The following is a 21,487-nucleotide window of genomic DNA, read 5'->3' on the forward strand; positions in this document are numbered from 1 at the left end:
GGCCGACACCCGCCTCGTGAACGTGCACGTGCAGCGGCTGCGCGCGAAGGTCGAGCTCGATCCGGACAGCCCGCGGATCGTGACGACGGTGCGCGGCGTCGGATATCGGGCCGGGAGCGTGGCCTGAGGCCCGTGCCCGCACTCGGCCTCTCCCTCGCACAGAGCGCGCCGGTGCGCAGCGCACGGCGCGGCGCCCGGCGCATCGCCCGCCTGTGGCGGCGCTCGCTGCGGTTCCGCACGCTCGTCATCACCCTCGGCCTGACCGCGGTCGCGGTTCTCGTCACGTGCGTCGCGATGGCGCTGGCGGTGCAGAACAATCTTTGGGAGGCGCGCAAGGACCAGGCGCTGGACGATGCGCGACGAGCGGCGAACTCCGCGCAGGCCGCCGTGGACGCGGCGGACACCCAGGGCAACAGGACGGCCCTCGTGGGGGTCGTCCGCGACGTCAGGGAGCGTCTGGACTCGGTCTCCGCGGGAACCATGACGGCGGCGTTCCCGATCGACAACGGATCCGGTCAGACTGCGCCGCAGGGCTTCCTCTCCAACGGCTTCCCCGAGGATCTCGTCAGCGACCAGATGCGTCAGCGCGTCGTGAAGGACGCGAGCAAGCAGTGGTGGCAGCCCGTCGCGCTGCGGGACAGCGACGGATCCGAGCACGCGGGGATCATCGTCGGCCAGCAGCTCGCGGTGCCGGAGGCCGGCTCCTACGAGCTCTACATCGCCTACGACCTCGCCGACACCGAGCGCACCCTCGTGCTCGTGCAGTCGAGCCTCTGGGTCGCGGGCGTCGTGCTGGTCGCGCTCATCGGCGCGATCGCGTGGTTCTCGCTGCGGTCCGTGGTGCTGCCGATCACCGAGGCCGCCGAGACGAGCGCCCGGTTCGCCGGAGGGGACTTCGCCGTGCGTCTGCCGGTGCGCGGACAGGACGAGCTCGCGACGCTCGGCCGTTCGTTCAATGCGATGGCCGACAGCATCGAGGCCCAGATCAAGGAGCTCGGCGAGCTGAGCCTCGTCCAGCAGCGCTTCGTCTCCGACGTCTCCCACGAGCTGAGGACGCCGTTGACGACGATCCGTCTCGCTGCGGAGATGCTCAACGACCATCGCGAGGAGTTCGACCCGACGACGGCCAGGACGGCCGAGCTGCTGCAGACGCAGGTGCACCGCTTCGACACGCTGCTCGCCGATCTGCTCGAGATCAGCCGCTACGACGCGGGATCCGTGCAGCTCGAGACCGAGGCGACGAGCCTCGCGCATCTCGCGGAGGAGCTCGTCGAGGACATGCGTCCGCTCGCCGCGTCGCACGACACGGAGCTGCGCTACGTCGCCCCTGGCGGACACACGCCCGTCGATCTCGATCCGCGCCGAGTGCGGCGGATCCTGCGCAACCTCATCGGCAACGCGATCGAGCACGGCGAGGGGCGGCCGATCGTCGTGACGGTCGACAGCAACCAGAACGCGGTCGCGGTCGGCGTGCGCGACAGCGGCCTCGGCATGACCGCGGAGGACGCCGAGCGCGTCTTCGACCGCTTCTGGCGCGCTGATCCCTCGCGGCGCCGCACGATCGGCGGCACGGGGCTCGGGCTCTCGATCGCCCTCGGAGACGCGAGGCTGCATCGTGGCAGCCTCGCGGTGCACTCGACGCTCGGCGGCGGCTCCCACTTCGTGCTGACGCTGCCCCGCGGCGCGCGCCCCCTCGAGGGGGCGTCGCCGGTCCCCTTGGAGACGGCGGACGCGCTGGACGCGATCGGCGTCGCGACGGCTCCGATCGAGACGCTCGCCGAGCGCTCGCCGGCCGGGGCGATCGAGGAGGAGTCATGAGGATCGGACGGATCCTGCGGGGATCGCTGATCCTCGCCGTGGTGATGGGCCTCGCCGCCTGTGCCTCCCTTCCCACGACGGGGGACGTGCGGCCCGGGCTCGCCGCGGGCCCGAGCGACAGCGGCTCCGACGTCGCCTACCTTCCGCAAGGACCGTCGGACGGCATGACGCCAGAGCAGGTGGTGCGCGGGTTCATCGACGCGGCGTCCAGCCCGAAGGACAGCTGGGGGATCGCCCGGGAGTTCCTCACCTCGACCGCCGCGCAGAAGTGGCGCCCCGACACCGGCGTGACGATCGACACCTCGCTGTCCGAACGGCGCTACCAGGCGCCGGAGATCGCCAAGCAGGCCACGACGACCACCGTCCGGCTCAGCCTCCGGCAGACGGCGAGCGTCGACGAGAACGGCGCCTACGCCACCCAGGCCGCGAGCGGATCCGCGGATCTGGACTACGCGCTGACGAAGAGCCCCGACGGGCAGTGGCGCATCTCCACGGCGCCGGACGGCATCGTGCTCGACGCGCAGTCCTTCGCGGACGGCGACGTGTTCGCCTCCTACGCGCTCCAGTACTACGACCCGACCTGGACCTACCTCGTCCCGGACGTGCGCTGGTTCCCGAAGCGCGAGAACACGGCGAGCAGGATCGTGCAGTCGCTCGTCAGCGGCAAGCCGAGCGCCTGGCTCACCGGCGGGGTGCGGACGGCCTTCACGGGCGACATCGCCCTCGCACGCAACACGGTCACCCCGGAGTCCCAGGTCGCGGAGGTCGCGCTGACCGACGCGGCGACGAACGCCGACGTGACGACCGTGTCGCGCATGCGGACCCAGCTCGAGCGGAGCCTCGCGGGGGTGGGCGTCTCGCAGGTCAAGCTCACTGCGGGAGGGCGCGACCTCACCGCGAATGCGGCGGCCGCTGCGTCCACGACGGTCGACCCGCGGCCCCTCGTGCGCAGCGACAAGGGGTTCGGCTTCCTGTCCAACGGGGAGCTCGTCCCGATCCCCGGGGTCTCCACCGAGCTCGCCGGCTTCCCCAAGCCCGTCTCGGCGATCCGTGCGTCCAGCGGCGCCCAGCGCGTCGCCGTGCAGACCGGGGACGGAGCGGTCTATGCCGTGACCGACGGCAAGATCGACGAGATCGACGGGCGTCCCGGTCAGATCGCGCCGACGTTGGATCCGTTCGGCTTCATCTGGACGGCGCAGGCCCAGAGCGCCGCCTCGATCCTGCGGTGGTCGCCCTCGGTCGAGTCGCGGTCCGTGCCGGGGCCGGACGGGGTCTCGCAGATCTCGGCGATGGCGATGAGCAGGGACGGATCCCGCCTGGCGATGGCCGTGACCGTGAACGGGCAGAACCGGATCGAGGTCGCGTCGGTCTCCCGCGACGATCGAGGAGCCCCCGCCGCACTGAACGGCTCGCCCACGGTGCTCGCGTGGCCGAGCGGCGGCGTGGCGGACCTGACCTGGCTCGACGACTCGACCGTCGGGGCGCTCGCCGTCGACGGGGCGCGCACCGAGCTGCTGCAACTCGTCGTGGGCGGACCGGCGACGGCGATCGACGTGCCGGACGGCGCGGCGTCCCTCGCTCCCTCCGCCCCGTCGACGAGCATCCGTCTGCTCACCAGCGACGGGGGCCTGTTCCGGCGCAGCGTCGCGAGCTGGCAGCGCGAGGCGACGGGCATCTCCGTGCTGGCGGTCCCGCTGGGAGGGTGAGCGGTCGCCCGCTGACCGCGTCCTCGCACCGACCCCGCACGGCGTTCGTCCTGCACGGTATGCATCCTGCAGTGCGTTCGTCCTGCACGGTGTTCGTGCGGCCGTGCGTTCGTCCTGCACGCTGGCGGAGCCGCAGGAGTTCCGCACCGGATCGGCGTCCGACGTTCTGCGGCGCGGGCGGGGCGCGCAGACTCGGGGGATGCCGCTCGAGACCCTTCCCCGTCTGCTCCGTGAGATCGCCGACGTCGTGTTCGCCGCGACGTGCGCCGGCTGCGCAGCGCCGGGGGCGGCGCTCTGCGACGCCTGCCGCTCGACGCTCGTGCCCCGCGTCGTCAGGATCGAGGCGGAGGACATGCCCTTGCGGGCGGGCCTCGTGTTCGAGCACGTCGCCGCGTCGGTCCTCCGCGCGATCAAGGAGGACGGGCAGACCTCGCTCGTGGGCAGCCTGCGTCCGGCCCTGCACGCGGCCGTCCACGACCTGTGCCCCCAGACGCTCTCCGCGACGTGCGACGTGGTGGTGCCCGTGCCGACGAGCCCTGCGGCCTTCCGGCGCCGCGGGTTCCGCGTGCCGGATCTGTTCGCGAGGGGCCTCGGTCCGCCGGTGCGCCGCCTGCTGCGCCACGCTCGACGGGTGGAGGATCAGCGCGGTTTGGGAGCGCGCGACCGGGGGACGAACGTCGCGGGCGGACTCGTCGCGACGCGGGTGGGAGAGGGGCGGCGTGTGCTGATCGTCGACGACGTCATCACGACCGGGGCGACCTGCCGGGAGGCGGCCAGGGCGCTCCGCGCAGCGGGATTCGAGGTCGCCGGCGCGGTCGCCGTCGCCGCCACCCCGCGTCGTTCCGCCGGCGGCGTCGAGCCGGGGGGACGCTCCGAGCGAACGCCCATGACACGCACATGAATTGTGGGTGACATGTCGGGACGCCCCGACTACGGTAGGGACACACAAAGGCGACCACGGTCCGCCCTTGGCCGGGCGGACCGGAACAAGGAGGTCAGGATGGAAACGAACATCGTCGGTGTCGGAGTCGGCATCAGCGATCGATTCCGGGCGGTTGTCGAGGAGAAGACCGCGCGCATCGCGACGATCGCGACGAAGGCGCAGAGCCTCGACGTGAAAGTCACCCATCGTTCCTATCGCGGCGGTCATGTGGAGGACGAGACCGTCGAACTCACCCTCATCGGCAAGGGGCCACTGGTGCGTGCCGAGGCGCGCGACGGCGACAAGTTCGTCGCGCTGGATCTCGCCGTAGACAAGCTCATCGAGCAGGTCCGGCGGGCGAAGGAGCGCCGTGTGGACGGCCGCAACCATCCGCGGGGAGCCCACTTCGAGAAGGGCACGGGGGAGCTCGCCGGCATCGACGTCCGCCCCGTCTCCGCCGACACCCTCCACGCGGTATCCACGGGCGCGATCCCCACCCTCCAGATCGAGGAGGAGTACTCCCCGGTCGTGATCCGGACCAAGAACTTCGATGCGGAGTGGATGACCGTGGAAGAGGCCGTCGACCGGATGGAGCTCGTCGGCCACGACTTCTTCCTCTTCGTCGACGCGCGCAGCGATCACCCGAGCGTGGTCTATCGACGCAAGGGCTGGGACTACGGCGTCATCTCGCTGACGACGCAGGCGGCGCCCGCCGCCGAAGAGCTCGTCGGCTGAGACAGCCCGGCGGCGTCACGAGACCCCGCCTCCGCCCCGGCGGAGCGCGGGGTCTTCTCCGTGGGAGCGGAGGGGCTCGTCGGCGGCGGAGAAGGGGCCGGCGTCAGTCGAAGATGTCGCCCAGGAGTCCGCCGATGACGAGTCCGCCCAGGACGCCCGAGACGATGTCGCCGCCCCCGGATCCCCGGCGTCCGCCACCACCGCCCCAGCCGTTGCCGCCGCCCCAGCCCTGATCGGGGCGCGAGGAGTCGATGTCGCGCTGCGCGAGCTGCAGCGCCTCGGAAGCGAGCTGTGCGACGCGACGGGCCGAGCTCAGGGCCTCTTCGCGCGTGTCCTCGGCGGGGAGCAGGGAGGGGACGTCGATGCGCAGGCGCTCCGCCTCCGCCAGGCGGGTGCGGGCGTCGGCGCCGATCCACCCGCGGTGACCCTCGATGAGGCCCCGGGCGACCCCGAGCTGGCGGTCCGCGTCGTCGAGGGCGTGCTGCACCGCGTCGATCGAGGGGAGCGGGTGTTCCGCACGGTAGCGCGCGGCCGAGACGGCGGCATCGAGCGCGGTGTTCGCCGCACGCAGGCGCGTGAGGTCTCCGAACGGGTCCGTCCGGGTACCGGTCGCGGGGAGGGCGTCGAGAGCCCGCTGCAGCTCGGCGGCCGCCGCGGCGACGGCGGGCGCCGCCTGCGCGGGGGGAAGCGCGACGAGGTCGCTGCGGGAGTCGGCGACGACCTCGGCGAGGGTCGCCTCCGCGCGCAGGGCCTCGATCTCGAAGTCGTCCACGGCATCGAGCAGGGCGGCGGCGCGTCGGGTCGCCTCCGTCGCGGTCTCGAGCGCGAGCACCGCCTCGCGGGTTCGGCCGGACTCCCGTCGCCGTTCGGAGACGTCGGCGCCGTGCGTGGCGAACGTGACGAGCTGCGCGGCCTCCTCGGCGCTCTTGACCACGCGCTGCATGGCCGCGTCCGAGTAGCGGGTGGACAGGCGCTCCACCGCGGACTGCGCCTGGGGGACCCTCGCCTGCAGCTCCGCCGCGTCCTGGCGCACGCGGGCGAGGATCTCCGGGGCGTTGCGCACGCGCGCGACGGCGTCGGCGATGTTCGCCGACTTCTCGTCGATCAGATCCTCGGCCCATTCGCACAGTTGGACGATGCGCGCGTTGCGGGTGCGCAGCTCCTCCGCGGTGTCCGGGATCTCGTCGTGGTTGAGCTGGTGCAGTTGGAACGCCTCGCCCATGTGCGACCGCACGGCGTCGAGGGCCGTGTGGAAGTCGGCGGTCATCTCGTCGCCGAGCTCGGCCGCCGCGAAGGCGAGCTCGTCGCCGGCCGTGCGGATCCGTTCGTCGGCGGCGACGATCGCCTGCTCTGCGCGGCGCGCGAGATCGTCGTCCTGCGCCTGCAGTTCTTCCTGTTCGCGCTTGCGTCTGCCCCAGAAACCGGCCATGCCCCGATCCTATGATCTCGGGCCGTGCCAGAGCTGAGCGTCGATTGCGCCCTGGGCGATCAGACCACCGCGGATCGCGCGGGGCGTCCACGCTTGGGACGCTCGCGATCGAGCTCGAGCCGGAGGGCGTGCCGCGGGTGTCGGGCGAGCCGCTCCTCGGCCCGTGCGAGCAGGCGCAGGTCCGCCTCGACGGCGCTGACGAGCGCATCCCGGACGAGGGCGCCGGCGAGTCCGTCCGCCGTGTCGGGGCTCGCCGGGTCGTCGAGGGGATCCTGCAGGTCGTGCAGCCGGGCCAGGCACGATTCGCGCTGGGCGCGGATCACGTCGGCGATCTCCGCGCGGGGCAGGGTCGCCGCCAGCGCGAGCTTGATCGCGAGCTCGTCCCGCACGGCGGCACCGCGCTGCACGGGGGAGGCGAGCCAGTCGGAGACCTCCGCGGAACCGCTCTCCGTGATGGCCCAGTAGACATGCCCCTGCGCGTCGGTCTCGCCGCGGGCGACGAGGCCGTCGCGTTCGAGCCGCTCCAGCGTGTTGTAGATCTGGCCGACGTTGAGGGGCCAGGCCGAGCCGGTGCGCCGATCGAACTCGGCACGCAGCTGGTAGCCGTAGCATGGTCCCTGGTCGAGGATCGCGAGCAGGCTCTGGCGTACCGACATCGTCTCTCCTTCACTCCTGTGCTCGGAGTATATGCATACCGGGAAAGCATTCCGTCGCGCATCGGGGCGTGTCTCGCTGCCCGTGGGGACGGCGCGGATCCGTCCAGAGGAAGGACAGGTCACGGCCCGGTAACATGAACCCGTATGCCGTGTGCGCGTCGCGCGCGGGCACAGAACCACTAGGGAGATGGAATCCGTGGCGAACCCTCTTGAGAAGCTTCTCCGCGCAGGCGAGGGGCGGATCCTGCGCCGTCTGGGTGGCGTCGTCAAGGCCGTGAACGCGCTCGAGGACGACTTCTCCCAGCTGAGCGACGAGGATCTACGCAACGAGACGGCCGAGCTGCGCGCGCGGTTCGAGAAGGGCGAGACGCTCGAGCAGCTCATGCCCGAGGCGTTCGCCGCCGTCCGCGAGGCGGCCAAGCGCACGCTCGGCATGCGCGCCTACGACGTGCAGATCATGGGTGGCGCCGCGCTGCACGACGGCAACATCGCCGAGATGAAGACCGGTGAGGGCAAGACGCTCGTCGCGACCTTCCCGTCCTACCTCAACGCGATCGCGGGCAAGGGCGTGCACGTCATCACGGTCAACGACTTCCTCGCGACCTATCAGTCCGAGCTCATGGGGCGCGTCTACCGGGCCCTGGGCATGACCACCGGCGTCATCGTCTCCGGGCAGACCCCCGAGGTGCGGCGGGAGCAGTACGCCGCCGACATCACCTACGGCACGAACAACGAGTTCGGCTTCGACTACCTGCGCGACAACATGGCCTGGCGCAAGGAGGATCTCGTCCAGCGCGGTCACTTCTTCGCGATCGTCGATGAGGTCGACTCGATCCTCATCGACGAGGCGCGCACGCCGCTCATCATCTCGGGGCCGTCCTCGGGCGAGGCGAACCGCTGGTTCGCGGAGTTTGCGAAGATCGCGCGCACGCTCGAGGCGGGCGAGGACTACGAGGTCGACGAGAAGAAGCGGACCGTCGGCGTGCTCGAGCCCGGCATCGAGAAGGTCGAGGACTACCTCGGCATCGACAACCTCTACGAGTCCGCGAACACCCCGCTCATCTCGTTCCTGAACAACTCGATCAAGGCGCTCGCGCTGTTCAAGCGCGACACCGACTACGTCGTGATGAACGACGAGGTCATGATCGTCGACGAGCACACCGGACGCATCCTCGTCGGCCGTCGCTACAACGAGGGCATCCACCAGGCCATCGAGGCCAAGGAGGGCGTCCCGGTCAAGGCGGAGAACCAGACCCTCGCGACCGTCACGCTGCAGAACTACTTCCGCCTCTACGACAAGCTCGCGGGTATGACGGGTACGGCCGACACCGAGGCCGCCGAGTTCATGTCCACGTACAAGCTCGGCGTCGTGCCGATCCCGACCAACAAGCCCATGATCCGTCAGGACAAGTCGGATCTGGTCTACAAGAACGAGACGGCGAAGTTCGCCCAGGTCGTCGAGGACATCGCGGCGCGGCATGAGAAGGGCCAGCCCGTGCTGGTCGGCACGGTGAGCGTCGAGAAGAGCGAGTACCTCTCCCGGCTGCTGAGCAAGAAGGGCATCAAGCACGAGGTCCTCAACGCCAAGAACCACGCGCGCGAGGCGGAGATCGTCGCCCGGGCCGGTCGGCTCGGGGCCGTCACCGTCGCCACCAACATGGCGGGTCGAGGCACCGACATCATGCTCGGCGGGAACGCAGAGTTCCTCGCGGTGCAGGATCTGAAGGGCCGCGGCCTCGACCCGGTGGAGACCCCGGACGAGTACGAGGCCGCGTGGGACGAGACCTACGAGGCGATGAAGGAGAAGGTCGCGACCGAGGGCGAGAAGGTCGTCGAGGCCGGCGGACTGTACGTCCTCGGCACCGAGCGCCACGAGTCCCGTCGTATCGACAACCAGCTGCGCGGGCGCTCGGGCCGTCAGGGCGATCCGGGGGAGAGCCGGTTCTACCTGAGCCTCACGGACGATCTCATGCGGCTGTTCCAGCAGGGGGCCGCGGAGGCGATCCTCGCCCGGACGAACTTCCCCGAGGACATGCCGATCGAGTCGGGGCTGGTGACCCGGGCGATCCGCAGCGCGCAGAGCCAGGTCGAGGCGCGCAACGCGGAGATGCGCAAGAACGTCCTCAAGTACGACGACGTGCTGAACCGTCAACGCGAGGCGATCTACACGGACCGCCGCCACATCCTCGAAGGCGACGACATCGCCGACCGCGTCACGCATTTCATCGAGGACGCGATCGGTGCGATCGTCGACGACCACACCGCCGAGGGGCATACGGAGAGCTGGGACTTCGACGCCCTCTGGACGGAGCTCAAGACCCTCTACCCGGTGGACGTGACGATCGACGAGGTCGTCGCCGAAGCGGGGGGACGCAAGGGCGGGATCACGGCCGCGGGCCTCAAGCGGGAGCTCGTCTCCGACGCCATGGTCGCGTACGAGAAGCGCGAGGAGGCTCTGGGCGACGCGGCGACCCGCGAGCTCGAGCGCCGCGTCGTGCTCCAGGTGCTCGACCGCCGCTGGCGGGACCACCTCTACGAGATGGACTACCTCAAGGACGGCATCGGTCTGCGCGCGATGGCGCAGCGCGACCCGCTGGTCGAGTACCAGCGCGAGGGCTACTCGATGTTCCAGGCGATGATGGGTCAGATCAAGGAGGAGTCTGTCGGCTACCTCTACAACCTCGAGGTCGAGGTGCGCAAGGCCGGTGAGGAGGGCGTCACCGAGGTCGAGGCGAAGGGTCTCGCCGAATCCGCGGGCGATCAGCGGCTGGAGTACTCGGCGCCCAACGACGCCGGCGACGTCGAGGTGCGCAACGACCGCGGTCAGGTGCAGCAGGCGGCGACAGATCGGCTCCGGCAGGCGGCGGCGCGCGCCGAGGGGGACACGGCAGAGGCGCCGGAGCCTGCGGCACGCGGTGCGTTCGGGCAGCGTGTCGAGGGCGGCCAGCCGGCCGCGTCGAACCGGGCCGAACGGCGCGCCCAGGGCAAGAAGAAGTAGACGCGTCCCGCGTCACGAAGGGCCGGCACGCCATGGGTGCGCCGGCCCTTCGGCGTCTCGCGCGGACGATGCGTCCGGTGGGGGTTCGCACAGACGATAGCCTTGCTCGATGACACCGAGAACCTTCGATCAGTCGTCCAAGCTGAAGAACGTCCTGTACGAGATCCGCGGCAACGCGCTCGTCGAGGCGGCGCGGCTGGAGGCGGCGGGTCACTCGGTGCTGAAGCTGAACACGGGCAATCCCGCGATCTTCGGGTTCGAGGCCCCGCAGCAGATCGTCCGCGACATGCTGGCCACCCTGCCGACGGCGCACGGCTACAGCGAGAGCAAGGGCATCGTGTCGGCGCGCCGCGCGGTGGTCAGCCGCTACGAGGAGGTGCCCGGCTTCCCCCCGGTCGATCCGGAGGACGTCTATCTCGGCAACGGCGTGTCCGAGCTCATCACCATGACGATGCAGGCGCTTCTCGACGAAGGCGACGAGGTGCTCATCCCGGCCCCGGACTATCCGCTCTGGACGGCCATGACGAGCCTCGCCGGCGGCACCCCCGTGCACTACCTGTGCGACGAGGAGAACGGCTGGAACCCCGACATCGAGGATCTGCGCTCCAAGGTCACCCCCCGCACCAAGGCCATCGTCGTCATCAACCCGAACAATCCCACCGGCGCGGTGTACTCGCGCGCCGTGCTCCAGCAGATCGTGCAGGTCGCGCGGGAGAACGACCTGCTCCTGCTCAGCGACGAGATCTACGATCGCATCCTCTTCGACGACGCCCAGCACATCCCCACCGCGACGCTCGCCCCCGATCTGCTCTGCCTCACCTTCAACGGACTCTCCAAGACCTACCGGGTCGCCGGGTACCGCTCGGGCTGGCTCGTGATCACCGGGCCGAAGGCCCATGCCAAGGGCTTCATCGAGGGCATCACCCTGCTGGCCTCGACGCGGCTCTGCCCCAACGTCCCCGCGCAGCATGCGGTGCAGGCCGCGCTGAGCGGCGTCCAGTCCATCGACGCGCTGATCGCGCCGAGCGGTCGCCTGCACCTCCAGCGGGACGCCGCGTGGCAGGGGCTCGAGGCGATCCCGGGGGTGAGCTGCGTCAAGCCCACCGGTGCGCTGTACGCGTTCCCTCGCCTCGATCCGGAGGTGCACGAGATCCACGACGACGGCAGGCTCATCTACGACCTGCTGGTCGCCGAGCGCATCCTGCTCGTGCAGGGCACCGGCTTCAACTGGCCCACCCCCGACCACCTGCGGGTCGTGACGCTGCCCGAGCCCCGCGTCATCACCGAGGCGATCGAGCGACTCGGCAACTTCCTCGCGAGCTATCGGCAGTAGCGGAAGGTCCGTCGGCGGGTCACCGCACTGGAACCGTCGCTCCGGCCCGCGGCGCGGGGGTCAGGTCTCCGCGGGCGCATGGTCCCGCCGAGACCGTCGCGTCGCGGGAGGGGCGTCCGTCCGGACGAGGGCCGCGGCGAGGGTGCGCACCGCCGCCGTGAACGCCGAGCGTCCTGCGACGTCGGCGACGGGTCGTGCGTGCAACGCCGCGGCGTCGAGAGCGCGCTGATCGTCGGGCAGGAAATGCACGTCGCGGATGCCGGAGAAGCGATCCAGGGCGCGCCGGATCTGCCCGCGGGCGTCGATCCCCAGCGGGCCGGAGCGCACCCGGTTGACCACGACCGTGACCGGTGTCTCGCCGATCTCCGCACGCAGCTCCGCATAGCCCCGCACGAAACGGGCGATGCCCAACGGGTCGGCCGACGCGACGGCGACGATGCGATCCGCGTTCCGCACGGCGGTGAGCGTCGCCGCGTTCCGACGCGGTCCGTCGAGATCACTGACGATCTCCTCGTCCGCCTCGAGCGAGGCGGCCACGTCGACGAGCGTGACCGTGCACCAGCGTCGGCAGATGTCGAGGGCCGCACCCAGGCGCACCGCGGAGAGCTCCGGCCAGCGTGCGGGACGGTTGATGCCGACGAGCACCTCGACCGTGCCCCCGGACGTCTCGACCGGGCTGGCGAGCCGGCTGAGTTCCGCCGGGTCGAGCTGCCCGAGGTCGGCGCGGCGACAGGCGGCGGCGACGCCGGGCCCGTCGTCCGTGAGCCCGAGCAGGAGCGCCAGCGACGGCGCGTGCGTGTCGGCGTCGACGAGGGCGACACTGCGCTCCGGGGTCGCGAGGGCCGCAGCGAGCTGCACGGCGAGCGTCGACCGCCCCGGTGCGCCGGCGGGTCCCCAGACGGCAATCACGCGCGCGGCGGCCGCCGCCGCAGAGGCGCTCGGGGCGTCCGCGTCCGTCGACGTGCTCGGACGGTCCGAGAGGAGCACCGCCTCGGCCACCGCCCAGCCGTCGCAGGTGGACGGCAGAGGAGCGGACAGCCCGTACCGGCGCGCGAGACGGGCTGCGCCCGGCCCGTCCCCGACGGTCAGGATCCTCACCCCCGCGCGGTCGCACGCGGCGCGGAGCTCCGGGCTCAGCCACGCTCGCTCCGCCGGGATCAGCAGCGCGTCCGCCTCCCGCAGCTCCGAGGCGTGGGCGCCGAGTCGTGCGGCCCGATCGGGCGGCATCCGCGCGACCACGGTGACGCCGGCCAGCGGCAGCTCCTCGGCGAGCCGTTCGGCGTGATCGGCGTCCGTCGCGAGGATCACGCCGCTCACGAGTGCGCTCCGGTCGGGACGACGGAGAGCGCCGCTCCGGCGGCGATGGCCGCCAGCACGTCCCCGACCTGTGCGCGGGGCACGACGAGCTCGATCGAGGACCCCTTCGCGGCGAGGGGACCGTCGTCCTGCTCGATCGTGGACACCGTGGCCTCGGGCACGAGGACCCTCGGCTCGGCGAAGCCCTTCGCATCCGTCCTGGGTGCGGCGGACCAGAGCTCGACCACGGATCCCGTCGTCACGGCCGAGGGGATGCGTGCCGTGCTCTGCACGACGACCACGGTGGTGCGTCCCGCGTCGGCGCCGGCGACCGCGGAGGTGGGGACGAGCTCGCCCTCCGTGATCGTGCGGGCGGCGATGAGCCCCGGCTCGAGCGTGGCGGGGGTCAGATACCCCGCCCCGACCGTGCCGAGAGCGACGTCGACGACTCTCACGTCGGCCGAGGTGAGCGGGCGGCCCGGCACGATCGTATGGACGGCCTGCAGCGCGGGAGCCGTCTGCCGTGCGGCACCGACGACGAACCAGACCCCCGCCACGGCGAGGGCGATGAGGGCGAGGCCGATCAGGAACCGCAGGTCGGTCCAGGGCCGCCGTGCGGCGCGTGCAGTGCTCATGCGTTCATCGTCACACTCGCCGGGGAGGGGCGGCGGAAGTTATCCACAGGCGCGATCCTCCCGCGCTCCCTCGCCGTGCGAGGGGGACAATGGGTCCATGCCCGAAGCATCTGCGCACCCCCTGCGCTATCTGGCACCCGCACCCGTGGCCGAGGTCCTCGGCATCGGCGTCGACGAGGTGATCGACCTGGTCCTGCAAGGGAGTCTGCGCGGCGCCCGGCTCGGATCCCCTGCCGCCTGGCGGATCGAGGAGGCGAGCATCGGCGAGTACCTCGCGGCGCAGGCCGAGGAAGCTCGACGCATCGCGCTCTGGCGCCAGGCCGATGCGGCGAGCTTCCCCGAGCTCTGGGGGCCACTGGTCCGCCTCTCGGATTGAACCGGCCCCGGGGCGCGCGGATCAGCCGGAGAGACCGACCGCGGTGCCGTCGGTGGTGACCGAGAGCACCGCGGCGAAGGGGACGAGGCGGAAACCGGTCACCGCCCTGGCCCGTCGCGGAGCCCCCGCATCGTGCAGGGCGAGATCGAGATGGTCCGCACCGGCGCGGTCGACCGTGCCGATGAGGAGCGCCCCCGAACGGGTGCGCACCGCGACGCCCGTGCGCCGGCGAGCGAGATCCCGCAGCACGAAACCGAAGGTCATCCGTTCGCGCAGCGGGGAGAGCGGAGGGGCGTCGGCGCCGCTCGACAGCAGGGCGCCGTGATCGAGCTGCCAGGCCTCCACGGCATGCGCGGGCAGGAGCACGAGCCCGCGCGCGTTCTCGGGGCGCAGCGCCGCCCAGTCCGCTCCGACGGCGGACAGCCGTCCGCGGAGGAGGGTGCCGTCGGTCAGGACGACACCGGCGGAGGCGCGGTCGAGGGACAGGGCGCCGAGGCGGGTCCTCAGATCGAGGCGCGCCATGCGCAGCCGTTCCGCCTCGGCGTCGAGTGCGGCGCGTTCCGCTTCCCAACCCGAGGCGATCTGGTCCTCGAGATCCTCGAACAGCCGGTCCCATTCCATGCCGACGAGGGTACGGGACCGATCCGCGCACATGTACGGGTTATCCACATTCCTCGCCCGACGTTCCCCACGCCTCGGGAGGATGTGCTCGACTGCTGCCCAGACACGCGGGGAGCGCCCCTCCCCGAGACCGGGAGAGCGCTGATGATGATGCTGGAAGACTTCGCTCCGCAGCCCACGCCGACGGCGGAGCTGCCGGATCCGAGCCCGCTGCTGGAGAGCCTGACCCGGGGCGTGCTCGAGGTCCTCGCGGGGGTGCGGGAGGCGGACCAGCTCATGCGCTGGTTCACCGAGGACGCGTTCCGCAAGCTCATCGCCCGGGCGAACCTGTCCGCGAGGGCCCGCAGCGCGCGCGGGGTCGCACCGACCCGGCCCGTGTACCGGATCCTCTCCACGCACGTCGCCTCTCCCGCCGACGGCGTCGTCGAGGCGACCGTGATCGTGGAGAGCCCCGGGCGCACGCGCGCGGTCGCGATCCGCCTGGAAGGGTTCGATCGGCGCTGGCGGGCGACCACGCTCGCGGTCCTCTGAGTGCACGGCCGCCACCGTGACGGCCATCTAGGCTGAGAGGGTGTCGACTCTCAGTGACCTCGCCCAGGCTCAGGGCCGCCTCTCCGACGAGGACGTCGAGTGGCTGCACCGACTCGCCGGAGACGGCCAGCTGCTCGCGGACCTCGCCTCGGCGGACATCGTGATCTGGATCGCGACCGCCGACGGATCCTTCGTCGCGGTCGCACACACGCGCCCCAGCGGCGCGGCGACGCTCTTCTACCGGGACATCGTGGGGGAGCGGGTGCGCCCGCAATGGCGCACCCAGGTGCAGGAGGCGTTCGACACGGGGCACATCGTCGACTCCGCGAACCCCGACTGGTTCGAGGAGACGCCGACCCGCGTGCGCGCGGTGCCGATCGTCCGGGTCCGGCCGCGCGACGGCGAGCAGGCGTCTCCGATTGGCGTGATCACCCGTCACACCAACCTCGGTGAGGCGCGGACGCCGTCGCGGCAGCAGATCACGTTCAACGAGGCGGCCGACGACCTGTTCGGGATGATCGCGGCCGGGGAGTTCCCCGACCTCTCCGCGCCGACGTCGCCGCGTCGTGGCGCTCCGCGGGCGTCGGACGGTCTCATCCGCATCGACGTCGACGGGATCGTCACGTTCGCGAGCCCGAACGCGCTCTCCGCGTTCAACCGCATGGGCTTCGACGAAGAGCTCGAGGGCGAGTCGCTCGTCGAGGTGACGACGCGTATCGTCCCGCCTGCGCGGCAGGTCGACGAATCCCTCCCCGTCGTCGTGACGGGGCGCGCACCCTGGCGCACGGATGTCGAGGCCAAGGGGGTGACCGTGTCTCTGCGGGCGATCCCGCTCAAGGACCACGGCACCCGGATCGGTGCGATCGTGCTCTGCCGGGACGTGTCGGAGCTGCGGCACCAGGAGCAGGAGCTCATCACCAAGGACGCCACGATCCGCGAGATCCACCACCGGGTGAAGAACAATCTGCAGACGGTCGCCTCGCTGCTGAGGATCCAGGCGCGGCGGACCCATTCCGAGGAGGCCAGGGACGCGCTCACGCAGGCCATGCGGCGCGTCGAGTCGATCGCGGTCGTGCACGACACGCTCGCCGGGGGGCTCGCGCAGAAGGTCGACTTCGACGAGGTCTTCGCGCGCGTGCTCAAGCTCGTCGCCGAGGTCGCCTCGGCACCCAACACCCGCGCCCGCACGAAGTCGACGGGCCGCTTCGGGGTGCTCCCGAGCGACTACGCGACGCCGCTCGCGCTCGCCCTCACCGAAGTCGTCACGAACGCGGTCGAACACGGTCTCGCGGGTCAGGAGGGCGTCGTCACGATCGAGGCGCAGCGCACCGACGAGAACCTGCGCGTGATCGTGAGCGACACCGGACACGGTCTGCCGGAGGGGCGGATCGGTCAGGGCCTGGGCACGCAGATCATCCGGACGCTCATCCAGGGCGAGCTGGGAGGGACGATCTCGTGGGAGGGGGCAGACGGAGAGGGCACCAGGGTGACGATCGACCTGCCGATGCGGTGGGTGAAGAGCTGAGGCCCGAGGGCTCAGCCGGCGCGGCGGGCGCGGGCGGCGCGGCGCTTCAGCGCGCGGCGCTCGTCTTCGCTGAGGCCGCCCCAGACGCCGGAGTCCTGGCTGGACTCGAGGGCGTACTGCAGGCACACCTCGGTCACGGTGCAGCGGGCGCAGACGGCCTTGGCCTTCTCGATCTGGTCGACGGCGGGTCCGGTGTTCCCGACAGGGAAGAACAGTTCGGGGTCGACGGTGAGGCAGGCGGCCTTATCGCGCCAATCCATGGGGGCTCCTCGGTGGAAATGTCATGAGCGCGCGACTGCGGGCTCGGAATTCAGGGCGGCGTTCGGGGGAGTCGTCGTCCTCGGTGATGCGAGCGTCTGCTCGCCCCACGCCGCTGTGGGAGCACATGGCCGTGTTCTATTCTCTTACATGAAACGTCTGCTTTCAAGGGTTTTCTGCACCACGGGTGAATCGCGCGTGGACGGCGGATGAACCGGACACCGTCCGATGCACCGGCGTCGGAGACAAGGAGCCCCGCCATGCGCGTGTCGAGACTGACCCTCGCGGCGACCGCGATCCTCGCCGCGGAGGCGCTCGCCCTGCTCGTCATCGCGCTCGTCGAACTGTCCGGGCTGGGCAGCGGCGACGCCGCGTCCCTGCCCTCGGGTCTCGGTCTGATCGGGCTGACCGTGGTCGGCGCGATCGGGATCGGCGCGCTGTCGTTCGCGGTGTGGAAGGGGAGGTCCTTCGGGCGCAGCGGAGGGATGGTCGTGCAGATCCTCGCGGTGCTCACGGCGCTCAGCTCGCTCGGGGTGCGGCCGTTCCCGCTCGGGTTCGTGCTGGCGCTCGCGGTGCCGGGTGCGGTGGGTGCGGTGCTGCTGTTCCTGCTGAGCCGCCGTGAGGGCGCAGCGAACCGCCGCCGCGCCGACCAGGCGGACGACGGCGGCGGCCAGAGCTAGCGGGCGGGGCGAGGAGGCGTCAGGCGGCCAGGCCGAGAAGCTTGCGGATCCGGGCCACGTGACCCGTCGCCTTGACGTTGTAGAGGGACTGCTCGACGATCCCGTCGGGGTCGATCAGGAAGGTCGAGCGGATGACGCCCTGGACGACCTTGCCGTAGTTCTTCTTCTCGCCCCAGACGCCGTAGAGGCGGTGCACGGCGAGATCCGGATCGCTGAGGAGGGGGAAGGTCAGCCCGTCGCGCTCGGCGAACTGCTTCAGCTTCGCGGGCTCGTCCCGGGAGACCCCCACGACGGCCACTCCTGCGGCCTGCAGCGAGGACAGGCTGTCGCGGAAGTCGCAGGCCTCCGTCGTGCAGCCGGGCGTCATGGCGGCGGGGTAGAAGTACAGGACGACGCGCTGCCCGCGCAGGTCGTGCAGCGAGACGGTCGCGCCGTTCTGGTCGTGCAGGGAGAAGTCGGGCGCGGTCTCGCCGGGCTCGAGGCGGGGCGTCGCGGGGTGCTGTTCGGTCACCCGTCCAGGCTACCGGCCGCCTCAGCGCTTGTCGGCGAAGGTCGCGAGCAGGCGTTGCAGCGACTCCAGCCGGGCCAGGCCCGCCTCGCCGAGCTCGCCCGCGGCCGCCGCCTCGTTGAGCGCGCAGTCCTCCGCGTCGGCCAGGTGGGTGCAGCCCCGGGGGCAGTTCTCGGCGATCTCGGCGAGCTCGGTGAACGCCGCGAGGATGTTGGCGGGATCCACGTGCCCCAGCCCGAACGACCGCACCCCTGGCGTGTCGATCACCCAGCCGGCGCCTTCGGCCGACGTGTAGCGCAGCGACACGGTCGAGGAGGACGTGTGCCGGCCGCGGCCGGTGACCTCGTTGACGTGGCCGGTCGCGCGTCCCGCGCCCGGCACGAGCGCGTTGACGAGCGTCGACTTGCCGACCCCGGAGTGCCCCACGAACACCGTGGAGTGGCCGATGAGCGCCGCGCCGATCTCCGCGATCGGCATGCCCGCCGCGGCATCGTCCGGCTCGTCCGGGTTCCGGGCGCTCGTGAACACCCGCAGGTCGAGCCCGGCGAAGTGCGCGAGGAACTCGCTCGGATCGGCGAGATCCGTCTTGGTGACGACGAGGAGCGGCGTGATCCCGGCGTCCAGGGCCGCCACCAGATACCGGTCGACCAGGCGCTCCCGCGGCTCGGGATCGGCCGCGGCCACGACGATGAGCATCTGATCCGCATTCGCGACGATGACCCGCTCGACCTGATCCGTGTCGTCGGCGCTGCGACGCAGCAGGGACGTCCGCGGCTCGATGCCCACGATGCGGCCGAGCGTCCCCCCGTCGCCCGACAGATCGCCGACCACGCGAGCCTCGTCGCCGGTGACGATCGGGGTGCGCCGCAGCTCACGGGCGCGAGAGGCAGTGATCGTGCGCTCGGCGTCGGTGTCCTCGCCGAGAAGCACGGCGTAGCGGCCGCGGTCGACGCCGAGCACCCGGCCGATCTCCGCATCCGCGTGGGCGGGGCGGCGCTTCGTCCGCGGTCGGTTGGCCTTGGGGTTCGGGCGCACCCGGATCTGCGACTCGTCGAAGTCGTCGAGATCCTCGTCGTCGTCCGGCTCGCCCCAGACGCTGTCCGTCCAGGTCACGCGGTCGCGCTTCGCGAGGAGGAGGGGAGGGGGTCGAGCATCTCGTCCCAGAGCTGGGTGAACTCGGGGAGCGTCTTGGCGGTGGTCCCGATCTCGTCGATCTCGACGCCCGGCGCTCGTAGGCCGATGAGCGCCCCCGTGGTCGCCATGCGGTGATCGTGATGCGCCGGCCAGGTGCCGCCGCGAAGGGGCGACGGGATGATCCGGAGGCCGTCCGCGAGCTCCTCGACGTCGCCGCCGAGCGCCCGCAGGTTCCCGGCGAGGGCCGCGATCCGATCCGTCTCGTGCAGGCGGATGTGCCCGATCCCGGTGATCGTCGTGGGCCCGTCGGCGAGGGCGGCGAGCCCCACGAAGGTGGGGGCGAGCTCGCCGGCGGCCGCGAGGTCCAGTTCGGCGCCGCGGACCGATCCGTCCCCGTGCACGGTGAGCACGTCCCCGGCCTGGACGACGTGGCCGCCCAGACGCGTCAGCAGGGACGGCAGGAGTGCTCCGGGCTGCGTGGAGCGCGACGGCCAGCCGGCGATCGACACGGCGCCGCCCTGCACGAGCGCCGCACCGAGGAAGGGAGCCGCGTTCGAGAGGTCGGGTTCGATCGTGACGTCGATCGCGCGGGGGATGCCGGCCTGCACGAGCCATTCGCCCGCACCGGGCCGCTCGACCTTGATGCCGCGGCGGACGAGCGCCTCGATCGTCATGTCGATGTGCGGCATGCTCGGCAGCCGGTCGCCCGTGTGCACCAGGTGCAGGCCGACGTCGAAGCGTGCGGCGGCGAGCAGCAGGCCGGAGACGAACTGGCTCGACGCGGAGGCGTCGATCTCGATCCTGCCGCCGCGGATGTGCCCGAGGCCACGGATGGTGAACGGCAGCGCCCAGCTTCCGCCGTCCTCGATGTCGACGCCGAGGTCGCGCAGGGCGTGGATCATCGCCCCCATCGGACGGTGCAGCGCCGTCTCGTGCGCGGTCAGCAGCACATCGCCGTGCGCGAGGCCGGCGAGGGGCGCGACGAAGCGCATCACCGTTCCCGCCTGTCCGCAGTCGACCGTGCCGCCGCCCTGCAGCGGCGCGGGGGAGATCCGCAGGTCGGGTCCGAAGCCGTTCGATCCCGGCTCCTCCTCGATCCCGATGCCGAGCGTGCGCAGCGCGTCGATCATCCGGGCCGAGTCCTCGGAGTGCAGCGGAGCCCGCACGACGGAGCTCCCGTCGGCGATCGCGGCGAGCAGCAGCTCCCGGTTCGTCAGCGACTTGGATCCCGGGATGCGCAGCGTCGCCTGGATCGGACCGGTCGCGGTGGGCGCGGACCAGCGACCGCGCGGGGCGGGGGAATAGGTCGAGTCGCTCATCGGTTCCTACCCTACTGAAGGCCCTCGATCCGGGCCCGCCGAAGACGAAGGAAGGCGCGATGCTCGCGACGCTGGAACCCGAGATCGTCGATCTTGACGGCCTAGACTGGCTGGCGATGAACGATCAGGATTCGACGTCGGTCCCGCAGGACGCGGAGACCCCGCAGGCGCGCCGGGAATTCGAGGAGCAGGCGATCCCCTTCATGGATCAGCTCTACGCCGCGGCGATGCGGATGACCCGCAACCCCGCGGACGCGTCGGACCTGGTGCAGGAGACCTTCGTCAAGGCGTTCGCCTCCTGGGCGAGCTTCACGCAAGGCACCAACCTCAAGGCGTGGCTCTACCGCATCCTGACGAACACCTACATCAACATCTATCGCAAGCGGCAGCGCGAGCCGTATCAGGGCACGATCGACGAGCTCGAGGACTGGCAGCTCGGCGGAGCGGAGTCCACGACCGCGTCGCACAGCCGTTCGGCCGAGGCCGAGGCGATCGACCGTATGCCGGCGTCCGTCGTCAAGGAGGCGCTGCAGGCGGTGCCCGAGGACTTCCGTCTGGCGGTCTACCTCGCCGACGTCGAGGGATTCGCGTACCAGGAGATCGCCGACATCATGAAGACCCCCATCGGCACCGTCATGAGCCGCCTGCACCGCGGGCGCCGCATGCTCCGGGAGCTGCTGGCGGACTACGCCGCGGAGCGAGGAATCGCCACGGCCGTCACGAGGAGCAAGGCATGAGCGACTGCGGATGCGCCAAGGCGCGGCAGGATCTGGAAGAGTACCTCCGCAACGAGATGTGCAAGACGGAGCACGCCGACATCCGCGCGCACCTCGAGAACTGCCCGGCCTGCGCCGAGGAGGCGCTGATCGCGACGACGCTCACCGAGGTCGTGTCCCGCGCCTGCAAGGAGACCGCGCCCGAAGAGCTGCGGGACCAGGTGCTCGCGCGTCTGCGCGCCGTGCAGGCGACCGCGCACTGATCCGCCGCTCCGCTCGCGCGCCGCTCGA

At 71.5% G+C, this 21,487-nt stretch carries 22 protein-coding genes; 13 read left to right on the top strand and 9 right to left on the bottom strand.

The window, feature by feature from the left end; genetic code table 11:
- From Q0P88_RS06315 to raiA, 5 genes are all read left to right on the top strand, one after another.
- On the top strand, positions 1-127 hold a 127-nt coding region (locus Q0P88_RS06315), incomplete at its 5' end, for a winged helix-turn-helix domain-containing protein (protein WP_295012452.1).
- 44 nt (positions 128-171) lie between these two features.
- A complete protein-coding gene (gene mtrB / locus Q0P88_RS06320; protein WP_295012454.1) occupies positions 172-1,818 on the top strand; it encodes an MtrAB system histidine kinase MtrB in 1,647 nt (548 codons plus the stop codon).
- A complete protein-coding gene (locus Q0P88_RS06325; protein ID WP_295012243.1) occupies positions 1,815-3,524 on the top strand; it encodes a GerMN domain-containing protein in 1,710 nt (569 codons plus the stop codon). The genes mtrB and Q0P88_RS06325 overlap by 4 nt, the downstream gene beginning before the upstream one ends.
- 199 nt (positions 3,525-3,723) lie before the next feature.
- On the top strand, positions 3,724-4,425 hold the full coding sequence (locus Q0P88_RS06330; RefSeq protein ID WP_295012245.1) for a ComF family protein: 702 nt from the start codon (positions 3,724-3,726) through the stop codon (positions 4,423-4,425).
- A 99-nt stretch (positions 4,426-4,524) separates the two neighbouring features.
- Complete coding sequence (gene raiA / locus Q0P88_RS06335; RefSeq protein WP_295012247.1) at positions 4,525-5,181, top strand: ribosome hibernation-promoting factor, HPF/YfiA family; 657 nt, start codon at positions 4,525-4,527, stop codon at positions 5,179-5,181.
- A 103-nt stretch (positions 5,182-5,284) separates the two neighbouring features.
- On the opposite strand, the gene Q0P88_RS06340 is transcribed toward raiA, so the two are convergent.
- Entirely contained in the window at positions 5,285-6,610 is a 1,326-nt protein-coding gene (locus Q0P88_RS06340; protein WP_295012249.1) for a hypothetical protein, read from the bottom strand.
- Positions 6,611-6,669: 59 nt separating this feature from the next.
- Complete coding sequence (locus Q0P88_RS06345) at positions 6,670-7,266, bottom strand: PadR family transcriptional regulator (protein WP_295012251.1); 597 nt, start codon at positions 7,264-7,266, stop codon at positions 6,670-6,672.
- Positions 7,267-7,462: 196 nt separating this feature from the next.
- Between Q0P88_RS06345 and secA the strand changes: the two genes are divergently transcribed.
- Positions 7,463-10,264 (top strand): preprotein translocase subunit SecA, encoded by a 2,802-nt coding sequence (gene secA, locus Q0P88_RS06350; protein ID WP_295012253.1) that lies wholly within the window; start codon positions 7,463-7,465, stop codon positions 10,262-10,264.
- Positions 10,265-10,373: 109 nt separating this feature from the next.
- A complete protein-coding gene (locus Q0P88_RS06355) occupies positions 10,374-11,597 on the top strand; it encodes a pyridoxal phosphate-dependent aminotransferase (RefSeq protein WP_295012255.1) in 1,224 nt (407 codons plus the stop codon).
- 60 nt (positions 11,598-11,657) lie between these two features.
- On the opposite strand, the gene Q0P88_RS06360 is transcribed toward Q0P88_RS06355, so the two are convergent.
- Together Q0P88_RS06360 and Q0P88_RS06365 are read right to left on the bottom strand one after the other, a co-directional pair.
- The gene (locus Q0P88_RS06360) at positions 11,658-12,914 is read right to left on the bottom strand and encodes a P-loop NTPase (protein ID WP_295012257.1); all 1,257 of its coding nucleotides are present in this window, start codon (positions 12,912-12,914) and stop codon (positions 11,658-11,660) included.
- A complete protein-coding gene (locus Q0P88_RS06365; RefSeq protein ID WP_295012259.1) occupies positions 12,911-13,528 on the bottom strand; it encodes a hypothetical protein in 618 nt (205 codons plus the stop codon). Before Q0P88_RS06365 ends, Q0P88_RS06360 begins: the two co-directional genes overlap by 4 nt.
- Before the next feature lie 97 nt (positions 13,529-13,625).
- Between Q0P88_RS06365 and Q0P88_RS06370 the strand changes: the two genes are divergently transcribed.
- Positions 13,626-13,904: a DNA-binding protein gene (locus tag Q0P88_RS06370; RefSeq protein WP_295012261.1), complete on the top strand. Its 279-nt coding sequence runs from the start codon at positions 13,626-13,628 to the stop codon at positions 13,902-13,904.
- Between the two features lie 21 nt (positions 13,905-13,925).
- Here the strand turns inward: Q0P88_RS06370 and Q0P88_RS06375 are convergent, their stop codons facing one another.
- On the bottom strand, positions 13,926-14,525 hold the full coding sequence (locus Q0P88_RS06375; RefSeq protein WP_295012263.1) for a hypothetical protein: 600 nt from the start codon (positions 14,523-14,525) through the stop codon (positions 13,926-13,928).
- A 144-nt stretch (positions 14,526-14,669) separates the two neighbouring features.
- Here Q0P88_RS06375 and Q0P88_RS06380 point away from each other — a divergent pair, with 144 nt between their 5' ends.
- The gene (locus tag Q0P88_RS06380) at positions 14,670-15,056 is read left to right on the top strand and encodes an Rv3235 family protein (RefSeq protein ID WP_295012265.1); all 387 of its coding nucleotides are present in this window, start codon (positions 14,670-14,672) and stop codon (positions 15,054-15,056) included.
- Between the two features lie 40 nt (positions 15,057-15,096).
- The gene (locus tag Q0P88_RS06385) at positions 15,097-16,581 is read left to right on the top strand and encodes a sensor histidine kinase (RefSeq protein ID WP_295012267.1); all 1,485 of its coding nucleotides are present in this window, start codon (positions 15,097-15,099) and stop codon (positions 16,579-16,581) included.
- A gap of 11 nt (positions 16,582-16,592) precedes the next feature.
- Here Q0P88_RS06385 and Q0P88_RS06390 read toward each other — a convergent pair whose 3' ends face one another.
- A complete protein-coding gene (locus Q0P88_RS06390) occupies positions 16,593-16,841 on the bottom strand; it encodes a WhiB family transcriptional regulator (protein ID WP_045249333.1) in 249 nt (82 codons plus the stop codon).
- Between the two features lie 258 nt (positions 16,842-17,099).
- Between Q0P88_RS06390 and Q0P88_RS06395 the strand changes: the two genes are divergently transcribed.
- Complete coding sequence (locus Q0P88_RS06395) at positions 17,100-17,519, top strand: hypothetical protein (RefSeq protein WP_295012270.1); 420 nt, start codon at positions 17,100-17,102, stop codon at positions 17,517-17,519.
- 19 nt (positions 17,520-17,538) lie between these two features.
- On the opposite strand, the gene bcp is transcribed toward Q0P88_RS06395, so the two are convergent.
- From bcp to aroA, 3 genes are read right to left on the bottom strand one after another with little or no spacing between them, the layout of a single operon-like run.
- On the bottom strand, positions 17,539-18,030 hold the full coding sequence (bcp, locus tag Q0P88_RS06400; RefSeq protein WP_295012272.1) for a thioredoxin-dependent thiol peroxidase: 492 nt from the start codon (positions 18,028-18,030) through the stop codon (positions 17,539-17,541).
- Between the two features lie 21 nt (positions 18,031-18,051).
- Positions 18,052-19,140, bottom strand: a complete 1,089-nt coding sequence (rsgA, locus tag Q0P88_RS06405; RefSeq protein ID WP_295012274.1) for a ribosome small subunit-dependent GTPase A — start codon at positions 19,138-19,140, stop codon at positions 18,052-18,054.
- Positions 19,137-20,480, bottom strand: coding sequence for a 3-phosphoshikimate 1-carboxyvinyltransferase (aroA, locus tag Q0P88_RS06410; RefSeq protein WP_295012276.1), 1,344 nt, complete (start codon positions 20,478-20,480; stop codon positions 19,137-19,139). The genes rsgA and aroA overlap by 4 nt, the downstream gene beginning before the upstream one ends.
- A gap of 59 nt (positions 20,481-20,539) precedes the next feature.
- Between aroA and Q0P88_RS06415 the strand changes: the two genes are divergently transcribed.
- Positions 20,540-21,217, top strand: coding sequence for a sigma-70 family RNA polymerase sigma factor (locus tag Q0P88_RS06415; protein ID WP_295012277.1), 678 nt, complete (start codon positions 20,540-20,542; stop codon positions 21,215-21,217).
- Positions 21,214-21,459 (top strand): mycothiol system anti-sigma-R factor, encoded by a 246-nt coding sequence (gene rsrA / locus Q0P88_RS06420; protein ID WP_295012279.1) that lies wholly within the window; start codon positions 21,214-21,216, stop codon positions 21,457-21,459. The genes Q0P88_RS06415 and rsrA overlap by 4 nt, the downstream gene beginning before the upstream one ends.
- Positions 21,460-21,487: the final 28 nt, after the last annotated feature.

This window comes from uncultured Microbacterium sp., from assembly GCF_945952435.1.
In the GTDB taxonomy this organism is placed as follows: Bacteria; Actinomycetota; Actinomycetes; order Actinomycetales; family Microbacteriaceae; genus Microbacterium.

Excerpts from the sequence above, each read along its gene's own strand:
- Q0P88_RS06325 (WP_295012243.1), top strand. The coding sequence starts at position 1,815 with ATGAGGATCGGACGGATCCTGCGGGGATCGCTGATCCTCGCCGTGGTG.
- Q0P88_RS06330 (WP_295012245.1), top strand. The coding sequence starts at position 3,724 with ATGCCGCTCGAGACCCTTCCCCGTCTGCTCCGTGAGATCGCCGACGTC.
- raiA (WP_295012247.1), top strand. The coding sequence starts at position 4,525 with ATGGAAACGAACATCGTCGGTGTCGGAGTCGGCATCAGCGATCGATTC.
- Q0P88_RS06340 (WP_295012249.1), bottom strand. The coding sequence starts at position 6,610 with ATGGCCGGTTTCTGGGGCAGACGCAAGCGCGAACAGGAAGAACTGCAG.
- Q0P88_RS06345 (WP_295012251.1), bottom strand. The coding sequence starts at position 7,266 with ATGTCGGTACGCCAGAGCCTGCTCGCGATCCTCGACCAGGGACCATGC.
- Q0P88_RS06355 (WP_295012255.1), top strand. The coding sequence starts at position 10,374 with ATGACACCGAGAACCTTCGATCAGTCGTCCAAGCTGAAGAACGTCCTG.
- Q0P88_RS06365 (WP_295012259.1), bottom strand. The coding sequence starts at position 13,528 with ATGAGCACTGCACGCGCCGCACGGCGGCCCTGGACCGACCTGCGGTTC.
- Q0P88_RS06370 (WP_295012261.1), top strand. The coding sequence starts at position 13,626 with ATGCCCGAAGCATCTGCGCACCCCCTGCGCTATCTGGCACCCGCACCC.
- Q0P88_RS06375 (WP_295012263.1), bottom strand. The coding sequence starts at position 14,525 with ATGGAATGGGACCGGCTGTTCGAGGATCTCGAGGACCAGATCGCCTCG.
- Q0P88_RS06380 (WP_295012265.1), top strand. The coding sequence starts at position 14,670 with ATGATGATGCTGGAAGACTTCGCTCCGCAGCCCACGCCGACGGCGGAG.
- Q0P88_RS06390 (WP_045249333.1), bottom strand. The coding sequence starts at position 16,841 with ATGGATTGGCGCGATAAGGCCGCCTGCCTCACCGTCGACCCCGAACTG.
- Q0P88_RS06395 (WP_295012270.1), top strand. The coding sequence starts at position 17,100 with ATGCGCGTGTCGAGACTGACCCTCGCGGCGACCGCGATCCTCGCCGCG.
- aroA (WP_295012276.1), bottom strand. The coding sequence starts at position 20,480 with ATGAGCGACTCGACCTATTCCCCCGCCCCGCGCGGTCGCTGGTCCGCG.
- Q0P88_RS06415 (WP_295012277.1), top strand. The coding sequence starts at position 20,540 with ATGCTCGCGACGCTGGAACCCGAGATCGTCGATCTTGACGGCCTAGAC.
- rsrA (WP_295012279.1), top strand. The coding sequence starts at position 21,214 with ATGAGCGACTGCGGATGCGCCAAGGCGCGGCAGGATCTGGAAGAGTAC.